At 68.9% G+C, this 13,114-nt stretch carries 10 protein-coding genes; all 10 read right to left on the minus strand.

The window, feature by feature from the left end; translation table 11 throughout:
- Positions 1 to 23: 23 nt before the first annotated feature.
- Positions 24 to 1,250 (minus strand): phosphoglycerate kinase, encoded by a 1,227-nt coding sequence (locus tag ACFUCU_RS03190; protein ID WP_377970597.1) that lies wholly within the window; start codon positions 1,248 to 1,250, stop codon positions 24 to 26.
- A gap of 10 nt (positions 1,251 to 1,260) precedes the next feature.
- Positions 1,261 to 2,271, minus strand: a complete 1,011-nt coding sequence (gap, locus tag ACFUCU_RS03195; RefSeq protein ID WP_290257922.1) for a type I glyceraldehyde-3-phosphate dehydrogenase — start codon at positions 2,269 to 2,271, stop codon at positions 1,261 to 1,263.
- A 267-nt stretch (positions 2,272 to 2,538) separates the two neighbouring features.
- Positions 2,539 to 3,162: a superoxide dismutase gene (locus ACFUCU_RS03200; RefSeq protein ID WP_364137436.1), complete on the minus strand. Its 624-nt coding sequence runs from the start codon at positions 3,160 to 3,162 to the stop codon at positions 2,539 to 2,541.
- Positions 3,163 to 3,335: 173 nt separating this feature from the next.
- Positions 3,336 to 4,316, minus strand: coding sequence for a DNA-binding protein WhiA (whiA, locus tag ACFUCU_RS03205; RefSeq protein WP_290257924.1), 981 nt, complete (start codon positions 4,314 to 4,316; stop codon positions 3,336 to 3,338).
- Positions 4,317 to 4,325: 9 nt separating this feature from the next.
- Complete coding sequence (gene yvcK, locus ACFUCU_RS03210; protein ID WP_364137439.1) at positions 4,326 to 5,345, minus strand: uridine diphosphate-N-acetylglucosamine-binding protein YvcK; 1,020 nt, start codon at positions 5,343 to 5,345, stop codon at positions 4,326 to 4,328.
- Positions 5,345 to 6,265, minus strand: a complete 921-nt coding sequence (gene rapZ, locus ACFUCU_RS03215) for an RNase adapter RapZ (protein ID WP_290257926.1) — start codon at positions 6,263 to 6,265, stop codon at positions 5,345 to 5,347. Before rapZ ends, yvcK begins: the two co-directional genes overlap by 1 nt.
- A 115-nt stretch (positions 6,266 to 6,380) precedes the next feature.
- Positions 6,381 to 8,429: an excinuclease ABC subunit UvrC gene (gene uvrC, locus ACFUCU_RS03220; RefSeq protein WP_377970601.1), complete on the minus strand. Its 2,049-nt coding sequence runs from the start codon at positions 8,427 to 8,429 to the stop codon at positions 6,381 to 6,383.
- Between the two features lie 77 nt (positions 8,430 to 8,506).
- Positions 8,507 to 9,175, minus strand: a complete 669-nt coding sequence (locus ACFUCU_RS03225) for a 1-acyl-sn-glycerol-3-phosphate acyltransferase (protein WP_290257928.1) — start codon at positions 9,173 to 9,175, stop codon at positions 8,507 to 8,509.
- Positions 9,162 to 9,884 carry an HAD hydrolase-like protein gene (locus ACFUCU_RS03230; RefSeq protein WP_377970603.1) on the minus strand — a complete coding sequence of 241 codons (723 nt, stop codon included), beginning with the start codon at positions 9,882 to 9,884 and terminating at the stop codon, positions 9,162 to 9,164. The genes ACFUCU_RS03225 and ACFUCU_RS03230 overlap by 14 nt, the downstream gene beginning before the upstream one ends.
- A gap of 191 nt (positions 9,885 to 10,075) precedes the next feature.
- Positions 10,076 to 13,051 (minus strand): excinuclease ABC subunit UvrA, encoded by a 2,976-nt coding sequence (gene uvrA / locus ACFUCU_RS03235; protein WP_377970605.1) that lies wholly within the window; start codon positions 13,049 to 13,051, stop codon positions 10,076 to 10,078.
- Between the last annotated feature and the right edge of the window lie 63 nt (positions 13,052 to 13,114).

Below are 13,114 nucleotides of genomic sequence, written 5' to 3' on the forward strand. Positions count from 1 at the left end.
TTGCGGTGAAAAAGGGGAAGGGTCTAGCGGTCCAGCACGCTCAGGCCGGGTAGGTCCTTGCCTTCGAGGTACTCGAGGCTGGCGCCGCCGCCGGTGGAGATGTGCCCGAACTGGTCGTCGGCGAAGCCGAGGGTCCGGACCGCGGCGGCGGAGTCGCCGCCGCCCACCACGGTGAAGGCACCGGTCTTCGTCAGCGCCTCGGCGACGGCACGGGTGCCGCCGGCGAAGGCCGGGAATTCGAAGACGCCCATGGGGCCGTTCCAGAACACGGTCTTCGCCTCGGCGATCTTCGCGGCAAAGGCTGCAGCGGAGTCGGGGCCGATGTCCAGGCCGATGCCGGAGGTGCCGAAGCGGCTCTCCTCGATCGCGTCCGCCCGCACGGTCTCGTGCTCGGCGTCGGCGGCGAACTTGGCGGCCACGACGACGTCGGTGGGGATGACGAAGGTGGTGCCGGCGTCGGCCGCGCGCTTCAGGTAGTCCTGGACGACGGGGATCTGGTCCTCTTCGAGCAGGCTGCCGGCGACCTTGTGGCCTGCGGCCGCGAGGAAGGTGAACAGCATGCCGCCGCCCACCAGGATGGTGTCGGCCTTGCCGATGAGGTTCTCGATCACGGCGAGCTTGTCCGAGACCTTGGAACCGCCGAGCACCACCACGTAGGGCCGCTGGGTGTCCGTGGTGAGCTTCCGCAACACCTCGACCTCGGTCCGGACCAGGTCGCCCTGGTAGGACGGCAGGCGGGTGGCGACGTCGTAGACGCTGGCGTGCTTGCGGTGTACGGCGCCGAAGGCATCATCCACGAAGGCGCCATTGCCGCCGGTGAGGGCGACCAGCTCGTCCGCGAAGGCGCCGCGTTCGGCGTCGTCCTTGGAGGTCTCCCGCGCGTCAAAACGCACGTTCTCGAGCACCAGAGCCGCACCGTCAGACAGCGCGGCGGCGGCCGCCGTGGCGGACTCCCCCACGGTGTCGTCGGCGAGGGTGACCGGAAAGGAGGCGAGCTCGGCCAAGCGCGCGACGGCGGGCTTGAGCGAGTACTTCTCCTCCGGGGCGCCCTTGGGGCGGCCCAGGTGCGCGGTCACCAGCACGCGCGCACCGGCGTCGGTGAGCTTCGTGAGGACCGGCAGGGAGGCCTTGATTCGGCCGTCATCAGTCACTGTAGAGCCGTCGAGCGGCACGTTCAGGTCACTTCGGACCAGAACGTACCGCCCGCGGACACCTTCAGCGATCAGTTCGTCGAGGGTGTGGAATGTCATGGCTCTTACCCTAGCCCAGCTTGGATGCGACGAGCTCCGTGAGGTCGACGAGGCGGTTGGAGTAGCCCCATTCGTTGTCGTACCAGGACACAACCTTGACCTGGTTGCCGATGACCTTGGTCAGGCCGGAGTCGAAGATCGACGAGGCCGGGTCACCGACGATGTCGGAGGAGACGATCGGCTCGTCGGTGTAGGTCAGCAGGCCCTTGAGTTCCGGGGTCTCGGAGGCGGCCTTGAGGGCCGCGTTGACTTCCTCGACGGTGGTCTCGCGGGAGACAGTGACGGTCAGGTCGGTGGCGGAGCCGGTGGGGACGGGAACGCGGATGGCGTAGCCGTCCAGCTTGCCCTTGAGCTCCGGGAGGACCAGGCCGATGGCCTTGGCGGCACCGGTGGAGGTGGGGACCATGTTGATGGCTGCGGCGCGGGCGCGGCGGAGGTCCTTGTGCGGGCCGTCCTGCAGGTTCTGGTCGGCGGTGTAGGCGTGCACGGTGGTCATCAGGCCACGCTCGATGCCGAACGCGTCGTTGACGACCTTGGCCAGCGGGCCGAGGCAGTTGGTGGTGCAGGAGGCGTTGGAGATGATGTGGTGCGCATCGTTGTCGTACAGGCCGTCGTTGACGCCCATCACGATGGTGATGTCCTCGTCCGAGGCGGGGGCGGAGATCAGGACCTTCTTGGCGCCGGCGTCGATGTGCTTCTTGGCATCGGCGGCCTTGGTGAAGAAACCGGTGGATTCGATCACGATGTCCACGCCAAGCTCGCCCCAGGGCAGGTTCGCGGGATCGCGCTCGGCCAGGACCTTGATGGTCTTGCCGTCGACGACGATGTTGCCGTCCTTGACCTCGATCGACTCGGCCAGGCGGCCGCCGACGGAGTCGTACTTGAAGAGGTGGGCCAGGGCTTCCGGACTGGTGAGGTCGTTGACGGCAACGATCTCGAGGTCGGCGCCCTGTGCGAGGGCGGCGCGGAAGTAGTTGCGGCCAATGCGGCCGAAGCCGTTGATACCAATACGTGTCGTCACGTTTTCAGTCTCCTTGGTGCTCTCTCAAGCACGATTAGTTGAGTAGGCGTTCAAGCCAACTAACAGATCCCGCACGCCATTGGGCAGAGATGATTACCAGATCGGAGGGCGACCAGCCACGTTGCTGAAGGCTAACCGCCTTCCGTGATCCATCTTACGTTTAAGGTGGCCCGCCCCTGCAACAAAAGGGGCGGGCCTTCCGTGATTCGGCCCCTTGCGCAACAAAATGTGAGGTTTGTTACACGCGGGTTTCCGCCGGAGGTCCGGCTAGAGGGTGATGAGGCCGGTCGCGTTGCTGCGGGCGGCGTCGAAACGCTTGGCGACGTCGGCCCAGTTCACGATGTTCCAGAACGCCTTGACGTAGTCGGCCTTGACGTTGACGTAGTCCAGGTAGAAGGCGTGCTCCCACATGTCCAGCATCAGCAGCGGGGTGGTGCCGAGAGCCACGTTGCCCTGCTGATCGTAGAGCTGCTCGATGACCAGGTTGCCGCCGATCGGCTCGTAGGCCAGGAAGCCCCAGCCGGAGCCCTGCAGGCCCAGCGCCGCGGCGCTGAACTGCGCGCGGAAGGCGTCGAAGGAACCGAACGCGTCATCGATCGCGGCGGCCAGCTCGCCCTCGGGCTTGTCGCCGCCGTCCGGGGAGAGGTTCTTCCAGAAGACGGAGTGGTTGATGTGGCCGCCGGTGTGGAACGCGAGGTCCTTGGAGAGGCGGTTGATGTTGGCGAAGTCGCCCTTTTCGCGGGCCTCGGCCAGCTGTGCCAGCGCGTTGTTGGCGCCGGCGACGTAGGTGGCGTGGTGCTTGCTGTGGTGCAGCTCCATGATCTTCGCGGAGATGTGGGGCTCCAGCGCGGCGTAGTCATAGTCGAGCTCTGGCAGTACGTACTCGGTCACAAAATCCTCCAATGTCGTGGACCCGACGGTCCGGTTTTGCTAACTCTCGGATTGTGCCTCCGGATGCTTGGACATCCGGAAGATTGTGGGTGGACCCGGTGGGCATAGCCTCCGCTGCCGGCGAGGTATTCCCGTGCCCTGGATCCGATTCTGTCGCTGATCCGCGGGTGCCGCTACTCGTCCAGCATCTCGGGGGTCACGTTGGCCTCGGTGCCGGGGACGCCGAGGTCCTGGGCGCGCTTGTCCGCCATGGCCAGGAGGCGGCGGATGCGGCCCGCGATTGCGTCCTTGGTCATCACCGGGTCGGCCAGGCGGCCCAGCTCGTCCAGGCTGGCCTGCTTGTGCGCCACGCGGAGTTCGCCGGCGTACTTCAGGTGGTCCGGGACGTCGTCGCCGAGGATTTCCAGGGCACGGTCCACGCGGGCACCGGCGGCGACGGCGGCCTGGGCGGAGCGGCGCAGGTTGGCGTCGTCGAAGTTGGCCAGGCGGTTGGCGGTGGCGCGGACTTCCTTGCGCATCCGGCGCTCCTCCCAGACCATGAGCGCGTCGTGCGCGCCCATCCGGGTCAGCAGCGCGGCGATGGTGTCGCCGTCGCGGATCACCACGCGGTCCACTCCCCGGACCTCGCGGGCCTTGGCCTGGATGCCGAGCCGGCGGGCGGCGCCGACCAGGGCCAGCGCCGATTCGGGGCCGGGACAGGTGACCTCGAGCGCGGAGGACCGGCCCGGTTCGGTCAGCGAGCCGTGGGCCAGGAACGCGCCGCGCCAGACGGCCTCCGCGTCGGCGGCCGAGCCGTTGACGACGACGGAAGGAAGGCCGCGGACGGGCCGGCCGCGGGCGTCCAGCAGGCCGGTCTGGCGGGCCAGCGCCTCGCCGTCGCGCACCACGCGGACCACGTAGCGGCTGCCGCGGCGCAGGCCGCCGCCGGAGACGACGATGATCTCGCTCTGGTGGCCGTACACCTCGGCGATCGCGGCACGGAGCCGGCGGGCGGTGGACGCCAGGTCCACCTCCGCCTCGATCACGATCCGGCCGGAGATGATGTGCAGGCCGCCCGCGAAGCGCAGCATGGCGGAGACCTCGGCCTTGCGGACCGAGGATTTCTTGATGTCCAGCCGGGAAAGTTCTTCCTTGACCGATGCTGTCAGTGCCATGGCACCTTCCTACCTGTTTCCAAAAATGTCGTGGTACGCCGTCGCCAGGCGCAGCGGATCATGCACGGGCCGGCGGCTCGACGCCCTAACCTTACCCAAGACCACCTCGGCCCCGAGCATCGCGGCCGCCCGCTCGAAGTCGGCGGTGTCCGGCACGGAGGCGGGGTCGGCGAGGACGACGTCGACGGTGAAGTCGGGAGCGTAGTCCCGCAGCACCCGGAGGTGGTCCGCGGCGGACATGCCGGCGGTTTCCTTGGTGTTGGTCGCCAGGTTCATGGTCAGGCAGCGCCGGGCCTCGGTGTTGCAGAGCGCGGTGCGCATCTCCGGCAGCAGCAGGTGCGGCAGCACGGAGGTGTACCAGGACCCGGGTCCGAGGACCACCCAGTCCGCGAGTTCGATTGCGGTGAGCGCCTCGACGCAGGCCGGGGCCGCCTCCGGCAGCAGCCTCACGGCCTCGAGGGTGCCGGCGACGGCACAGCGGGCCTGGCCGCGGATGGTTTCCAGGACGGGGGTGCCGTCCGGTCCGGGGACCCGTGCCTGGCCCTCGATGGTCAGCGGGGTGGTGGACATCGGCAGCACCTGGCCGCGGGCGCCCAGCAGCGCGCCGGCCCACTGCAGCCCGGCCACCGTGTCGCCGAGGAGTTCCCAGAGGGTCACGATCAGCAGGTTGCCCATCGCGTGTTCGTCGAGCGAGCCGCCCGTGCCGCGGCCGGGCTTGAAGCGGTGCTGCATGACATCGCGCCAGGTCCGGCCCCAGTCGGTGTCATCGCACAGGGCGGAGAGGGCCATCCGCAGGTCACCGGGGGGCAGCACGCCGTACTCCTCGCGCAGCCGCCCGGAGGAGCCGCCGTCGTCCGCGACCGTGACGATCGCGGTGAGTTCGGAGGTAAGCAGGCGCAGGGCGGAGAGCGAGGCGGCGAGCCCGTGGCCGCCGCCGAGCGCGACGACGGAGGGGCCCTTGTCCTGCTGGCCGGCGGAGGCGGCGCTGGCGGCCGGGACCAGGGGCAGGGGGCCGGTGAGGAGCGCCATTATTCGCGGCCCAGATCCCGGTGGGTCGTGGTGACCGTGACCCGGGGGTACTGGGCCAGCCGGCGGGAGAGTTCGACGGCAACGGCGACGGAGCGGTGTTTGCCGCCGGTGCAGCCGACGGCGATCGTGGCGTAGTGCTTGTTCTCGCGCCGGTAACCGTCCAGGACCGGTTCGAGGGCCAGCACGTAGCGTTCCACAAAGTTGCTGACGCCCTCGGCCTCCAGCACGTAGTCGCTGACGTCCTTGTCCAGCCCGGTGTGCGGGCGCAGCTGCGGGACCCAGTGCGGGTTGGGGATGAAGCGGGCGTCGGCGACGAAGTTCGCGTCCACCGGCAGGCCGTACTTGAAGCCGAAGCTCATGACGTTCAGGCGGAGCGCCACGGGTCCGGTCTCGCTGAAGAGTTCGGTGATGGCGGTGGCGAGGCCGTGGACGTTCAGCGGGGAGGTGTCCAGGACGATGTCGGAGGACTCGCGCAGCTCGCGGAGCAGTTCCCGTTCGGCGGAGATGCCGTCGAGGATCCGGCCGCCGCCCTGCAGCGGGTGCGGCCTGCGGCCCTGCTCGAAGCGGCGGACCAGGACGTCGTCGCTGGCGTCGAGGAACAACACCCGGAAGGTCACGCCGCTGGCCTCGAGGTTGCGCAGCGCGGCGCGGATGTCCGCGAACAGGTCCTTACTGCGGACGTCGACCACGACGGCGAGCTTGGAGATGGAGCCCGGGGCGTGCGAGACCAGCTCCGCGAGGGTTCCTAGCATCTGCGGCGGGAGGTTTTCCACCACGTACCAGCCGTGGTCCTCGAGCGCGTCGGAGGCGGTGCTGCGCCCGGCGCCGGACATGCCGGTGACCACCAGCAGCTCCCCCTCGACGGGTTTCACCGGGGTCAGGTCGTCCTCTGCTCCGGTTCCCGCGGGTGACTCTGTCATCGGTCGTGCCCCATCTCTGCTGTCTGCTCTGCCGTCGGCACGGCGCGCGGGGCAAGTGCTGCCGGCCGCGCGTCGTGCATCAGCCTCTAACCCTAGCCAAATTTGCCGGCCCGGGCTAAGTTTCCAGGATTTCTCCCGTGGTCATGTTGATCGCGGGCGCGGCGGGCTCGTCCCCGCCGTCGCCGGCGTCGAAATGCTTCACGATCGCGGCGGCCAGCGCGGGACCGATGCCCTTGGTCGCGGTGAGCTCCTCGACGCTGGCGGCCTTGATGCTCTTGACCGAGCCGAACTGGTTCAGCAGGGCCTTGCGTTTGGATTCGCCGAGGCCGGGCACGCCGTCGAGCACGGAGACGGTCATGGCCTTGCCGCGCTTTTGCCGGTGGAAGGTGATGGCGAAGCGGTGGGCCTCGTCGCGGATCCGCTGCAGTAGGTAGAGCCCGGCGGAGGCGCGGGGCAGGATGACCGGGAAGTCGCTGTCCGGCAGCCACACCTCCTCGAGCCGCTTGGCCAGGCCGACGACGTAGACGTCCTGGATGCCGAGGTCGGCGAGGGCCTTGGCTGCGGCGTTGACCTGGGGCTTGCCGCCGTCGACGACGACGAGGTTCGGCGGGTAGGCGAACTTCGCCTTAGGCGCCGGCGTCGTGGTGTCGGTGACCGGGCCGGAGCCGGGCGCGGCGGACAGGGGCGCGGCGGCGGGGGCGACGGCGGCGGCCTGGGCCGCGGCCAGCGGGCCGGAGCCCGGCTCCGAGCCGGGGGTGACAGCCTGCTCCTGCAGGTAGTTGCGGAAGCGGCGGGTCAGGACGTCGTGCATGGCCGCGGTGTCGTCGTTGGCGGCGGGGCCGGTGACGGAGAACTTGCGGTAGTCCGACTTCTTCGGCAGGCCGTCCTCGACCACCACCATGGAACCGACCACGTTCGTGCCCTGGACGTGCGAGATGTCAAAGCATTCGATCCGCAGGAGCGCCACCGGCAGGTCCAGTGCCTCCTGGAGTTCATTCAGCGCCTGGGACCGCATGGTCAGGTCGCCGGCGCGGCGGGACTTGTGCAGCTTGAGGGCGTGTTCGGCGTTGTCCCGGACGGTGGAGAGCAGCGTGGCCTTGTCCCCGCGCTGCGGGACCCGGATGTCCACCCGGGCGCCGCGCAGGCCGCTCAGCCACTGGGCCAGCTCCTCGGCGTTGCTGGGTTCGGCGGGGACCAGGACCTCGCGCGGGAGCCGGCCCTGGACCTCGCCCTCCGCGCCGTAGACCTGCTGCAGGAGGTGTTCGACGAGGTCCGGGGTGGTGGAGTCCTCGACCTTTTCCACTACCCAGCCGCGCTGGCCGCGGATCCGGCCGCCGCGGACGTGGAAGACCTGGACGGCCGCCTCCAGTTCGTCCTCGTAGAGGGCGAAGACGTCGGCGTCGGTGTCCTCGGCGAGGACGACGGCGTTGCGTTCGAAGACCTTTTTCAGGGCGACGATGTCGTCGCGCACCCGGGCGGCCAGCTCGTAGTCGAGTTCGGCCACGGCGGCGGCCATGTCCCTTTCCAGCCGGGAGACGAAGCGCTTGGCTTCGCCGCCCATGAAGGCGCAGAAGTCCTCGGCCAGGGCCCGGTGGTCCTCCGGGGAGATGCGGCCGACGCAGGGCGCGGAGCACTTGTCGATATAGCCGAGCAGGCAGGGCCGACCGCTGGCCTCGGCGCGTTTGAATACCCCGGGGCTGCAGCTGCGGACCGGGAAGACGCGCAGCAGCGTGTCCATGGTGTCGCGGATGGCGCCGGCCGTGTAGGGGCCGAAGTAGCGGGTGCCCTTGCGCCGGTCGCCGCGCATCACCTGCACGCGCGGGTACTTTTCCGACATGGTGACCGCGAGGTAGGGGTAGCTCTTGTCGTCGCGGAACATCACGTTGAATCGCGGTTTGAATTCCTTGATCCAGGTGTATTCGAGCTGCAGGGATTCGAGTTCGCTGCCGACCACGGTCCATTCCACGCTGCTGGCGGTGTGCACCATGGCGTGGGTCTTGGGCAGCAGGCCCGCGGGGTTGGCGAAGTACGAGTTCAGCCGGGAGCGGAGGTTCTTGGCCTTGCCGACGTAGATGACCCGGCCGTGCGGGTCCCGGAAACGGTAGACGCCCGGATTGGTGGGGATTTCCCCGGTCTTGGGGCGGTAACTCGCTGGATGTGCCACTAGTTCATTCTACTGAGCGGCACGCCCCGCCCCCGCATCGGGGCACGCCGCACGCGCCGCCCTCGGGGCAGGTCGCGCTACTCGACGGTTTTGCTCTGGTTGTAGGTGGTGGCGCGTTCCTGGCCGCTCAGCTCGGCGATGGCGTCCATGATCTTGTCCGTGACCTGGCGCCGGGCCGGGAGCGAGTGGTCCGGGCCGGTCTTCTCGAAGTAGAGCGGCTCCCCCACCTTCATGGTGAAGTGCTGCGGGCGGACCTTGTTGCTATCCGCCGGCTGCAGGTTCTCGGTGCCGATCAGGCCCACCGGGATGACCGGGGCCCCGGTGGTCAGGGCGAGCCAGCCGACGCCGGTGCGGCCGCGGTAGAGGATGCCGTCGCGGGAGCGGGTGCCCTCGGGGTAGATGCCGATGCCCTTGCCGGCTTCGAGGATGTCGAGGAGCGTCTTGAGTGCCTGCACGCTGGCGGCCTGCTCGCCGCGCTCCACCGGGATGGAACCGACGGCCTCGAAGAAGCCCTTCATCAGGCGGCCCTTGACGCCGCTGGTGGTGAAGTATTCGGCCTTGGCGAAGAACGCCACCGGCCGCGGCATGAGGGCCTGGACGATCACGCTGTCCAGGAAGGACAGATGGTTCGGCGCCACGATGAACGGTCCCGTGGTGGGGACGTTCTCGAGTCCGATGACCGTGGGGCGGCAGGTCGAGCTGACCAGCCCCCGCGTGGTCCAGCGGATCGCGTCAAACATTGCCATCGGTGTGCACCTCGTTCAGGGCCTGCAGGGCACCGGTCCGGACGGCGTCCAGCCGGGTAATCGTGTTGGTTAGGTCGGAGGTGCTGTGCACGACCGCCACCGCGCCCGCCCCGGCGAGTTCGCCGTCGAGCGCAAAACCCCACCCTACCCCGATGCACTCCAGACCGTTGGCAGCCGCTCCGGCGACGTCCTGGGCGCGGTCCCCCACCATGACGGCGTAGCCGGTGCCGAGGTCGGCGAGGGCGTCGGCGACGATCCCGGCCTTGCCGGCCGGTCCGTGCGCCGAGGCGGACTCGTCCGCGGCGGAGCCCCGGATGGTGTGGAACAGCCCGGTCAGGCCGTGGTGGTCCAGGACGATCCGGGCCAGGTGCTCGGGTTTTTGGGTGGCGACGGCGGCGGGCCGGCCGTCGGCGGCGAAGGTCTCCAGCAGTTCGCGGATCCCGTCGTAGACCCGGCTCCGGGCGATGCCCTCGGCGAGGTAGTGCGCCCGGTAGAGCCGGATGACGTCCTCGAGCCGGTCGGCGGGGACGCCGGCGATCTCCAGCAGGGAGTGGCTGAGCTTGGGGCCTACCATCGCGTCCAGGTCGGCGGGGCCCGGAACGGGCATCCCGAGCTGCCGCAGGGCGGCGGCGATGCCCCCGGTGATGCCGCCGGCCGGGTCCACCAGGGTGCCGTCCAGGTCGAAGATTACGGGCACGGGGGTAGGCATCACGGGCCCTAGTTTCTCACGAGGGGCCGGAAGGCCGAAATTCGTCCAGACGAACGGTTAACCGGAGGCCGGCTCCCGTGCGGCACGCTGCCACGGGTGTCGTTCGACGCACAAATGCCCTGTCGCGCCCGGAATTCCGGGTGCGGCAGGGCATCTGCGTGTCGACAGCCTCTTGATGCGTCGAGAAGGGGCTAGCCGAGGATTTCGGCGAGGAACGCCGCGGTGTGGCTGTCCTTGGACTTGGCAACCTGTTCCGGGGTGCCGGAGGCGACGATCCGCCCGCCGCCGGAGCCGCCGTCGGGGCCCAGGTCCACGATCCAGTCCGCACTCTTGATCACGTCAAGGTTGTGCTCGATGGTGATCACGGTGTTGCCCTTGTCCACGAGGCCCTGCAGCACCATGAGGAGCTTGCGGATGTCCTCGAAGTGCAGGCCGGTGGTCGGCTCGTCCAGGACGTAGACGCTGCGGCCGTTGGAGCGCTTCTGCAGCTCGGCGGCGAGCTTGACGCGCTGCGCCTCGCCGCCGGAGAGGGTGGTGGCGGGCTGGCCCAGCCGCACGTAGCCGAGGCCGACGTCGACCAGGGTGCGCAGGTGCCGGGCGATCGGCGAGAACGCGGCAAAGAACTCCGCGCCTTCCTCGATCGGCATGTTCAGCACGTCCGCGATGGTCTTGCCCTTGTAGTGGACCTCGAGCGTTTCCCGGTTGTAGCGGGCGCCGTGGCAGACCTCGCACGGGACGTAGACGTCCGGCAGGAAGTTCATCTCGATCTTCAGGGTGCCGTCACCGGAGCACGCCTCGCAGCGGCCGCCCTTGACGTTGAAGGAGAACCGGCCGGGCAGGTAGCCGCGGACCTTGGCCTCCGTGGTCTCGGCGAAGAGCTTCCGGATGTGGTCGAAGACGCCGGTGTAGGTGGCCGGGTTGGACCGGGGCGTGCGGCCGATGGGGCTCTGGTCGACGTGGACCACCTTGTCCAGGTGCTCGAGGCCCTGGACGGTCTTGTGCCGGCCGGCCACCTGCTTGGCGCCGTTGAGCTTGGTTGCGAGGACCTTGTAGAGGATCTCGTTGACCAGCGTGGACTTGCCGGAGCCGCTGACGCCGGTGACCGCGGTGAAGAGCCCCAGCGGGAAGGAGGCGTCCACGTTGAGGAGGTTGTTTTCCTTGGCCCCGACGACCTTCAGCTCGCGCTTCTTGTCGTACTTGCGGCGCTTCTTCGGCACCGCGATGGCCTTCCGGCCGGAGAGGTAGTCGCCGGTGAGGGACTCGGTGTTCTTCAGCAGGTCCTGGTAGGAGCCGGAGTGGACCACCTTGCCGCCGTGCTCGCCGGCGCCCGGTCCGATGTCCACCACCCAGTCGGCCTCATGGATGGTGTCCTCGTCGTGTTCGACCACGATCAGGGTGTTGCCGAGGTCCCTGAGTCGGGTCAGGGTCTCGATGAGCCGGCGGTTATCGCGCTGGTGCAGGCCGATCGAGGGCTCATCGAGGACGTAGAGAACGCCCACCAGGCCGGAGCCGATCTGGGTGGCCAGCCGGATGCGCTGGGCCTCGCCGCCGGACAGGGTGCCCGAGGACCGCTCCAGGTTCAGGTATTCGAGGCCGACGTCCAGCAGGAAGGTCAGGCGGGCCTGGATCTCCTTGAGCACCTGGTTGGCAATCTGGGCCTCGCGGCCGGTGAGCACCAAGGTGTCCAGGAAGTGGGCGCACTCGCGCATCGGCAGGGCGGCGACCTCGGCGATGGACTTGCCGTTGATCAGCACGGACAGCGACGCCGGGTTCAGGCGGGCGCCGTTGCAGGCCGGGCACGGGACCTGCCGCATGTATTCCTCGTACCGGTCGCGGGCCGAGTCGGAATCCGTCTCGGTGTGCTTGCGGTGCACGTACTGCACGACGCCCTCGAAGCCGGTGCTGTACTTGCGTTCCCGGCCGAAGCGGTTGCGGTACTGCACGACCACCTTGTGGTCCTTGCCGTGCAGGACGGTCTGGCGGGCATCCTTGGAGAGTTTCTCCCAGGGCGTGGTCATGGAGAAGCCGACGTCCTTGGCGAGGCCGCTGAGGAGACGAATCCAGTATTCGGTGGTGGCGGCGCCCATCGACCAGGGGGCGATGGCTCCCTCGGCCAGGGACAGCTCGGGGTTGGGGACGATGAGTTCCTCGTCCACCTCGAGCCGGGTGCCGATGCCGCTGCAGACCGAGCAGGCGCCGAACGGGTTGTTGAAGGAGAAGGAGCGGGGCTCGATCTCGTCCAGGGCGAGGGGGTGCTCGTTGGGGCAGGCGAGGTGCTCGGAGAACGCGCGGATCCGCTCGGGATCGTCGGCGTCGAGGTCTACGAACTCTGCCAGGACGCGGCCCTCGGCGAGCCCCAGGGCGGTCTCCACCGAGTCGGTCAGGCGCTGGCGGATGCCTTCCTTGACCACCAGGCGGTCCACCACCACCTCGATGGTGTGCTTGAACTGCTTACCCAACTTGGGCGGGTCGCTGAGCTGGACCAGCTTGTCGTCCACCCGGGCGCGGGAGTAGCCCTTGGCGCTGAGCTCCTTGAAGAGCTCGACGAATTCGCCCTTGCGGCCGCGGACCACGGGCGCGAGGACCTGGAACCGGGTGCCCTCGGGCAGTTCCTGCAGCTGGTCCACGATCTGCTGCGGGGTCTGCTTGGTGACGGGCTCACCGCAGACCGGGCAGTGCGGACGCCCTACACGGGCCCAGAGCAGGCGCATGTAGTCGTAGATCTCGGTGATGGTGCCCACGGTGGAGCGGGGGTTCTTGCTGGTGGACTTCTGGTCGATCGAGACCGCGGGCGAGAGGCCCTCGATGAAGTCGACGTCGGGCTTGTCCACCTGGCCCAGGAACTGCCGGGCGTAGGCGGAGAGCGACTCGACGTAGCGGCGCTGTCCCTCGGCGAAGATGGTGTCGAACGCCAGGGAGGACTTGCCGGAGCCGGAGAGGCCGGTGAAGACGATCATCGCGTCGCGCGGCAGGTCCAGGTCAACGTTGCGCAGGTTGTGCTCGCGGGCGCCCTTCACCACCAGGCGGGACAGGTCGGGCCGTTCCGGCACCGCGGTGGCCGCCCGGGCCGTCTTTCCTTCGGTCCGGGACACGGCTTTTCCGGGCTCCGGCGCGGTGGCGTCAGGCTGGATAACGACGGCGGGTTCTTCAGCTACGGCTTTAGGCACGCTCACCATGCTAATCGAAAACTTCTTCGAATCGCTATTCGGGCGGTGCGTGTGCTAGGGCAC

It is taken from the genome of Arthrobacter sp. NPDC057259, from assembly GCF_042668995.1.
Lineage (GTDB): Bacteria > Actinomycetota > Actinomycetes > Actinomycetales > Micrococcaceae > Arthrobacter.

Excerpts from the sequence above, each read along its gene's own strand:
- whiA (WP_290257924.1), bottom strand. The coding sequence starts at position 4,316 with ATGGCACTGACAGCATCGGTCAAGGAAGAACTTTCCCGGCTGGACATC.
- rapZ (WP_290257926.1), bottom strand. The coding sequence starts at position 6,265 with ATGACAGAGTCACCCGCGGGAACCGGAGCAGAGGACGACCTGACCCCG.
- ACFUCU_RS03225 (WP_290257928.1), bottom strand. The coding sequence starts at position 9,175 with ATGGCAATGTTTGACGCGATCCGCTGGACCACGCGGGGGCTGGTCAGC.
- ACFUCU_RS03230 (WP_377970603.1), bottom strand. The coding sequence starts at position 9,884 with ATGCCTACCCCCGTGCCCGTAATCTTCGACCTGGACGGCACCCTGGTG.
- ACFUCU_RS03190 (WP_377970597.1), bottom strand. The coding sequence starts at position 1,250 with ATGACATTCCACACCCTCGACGAACTGATCGCTGAAGGTGTCCGCGGG.
- yvcK (WP_364137439.1), bottom strand. The coding sequence starts at position 5,345 with ATGGCGCTCCTCACCGGCCCCCTGCCCCTGGTCCCGGCCGCCAGCGCC.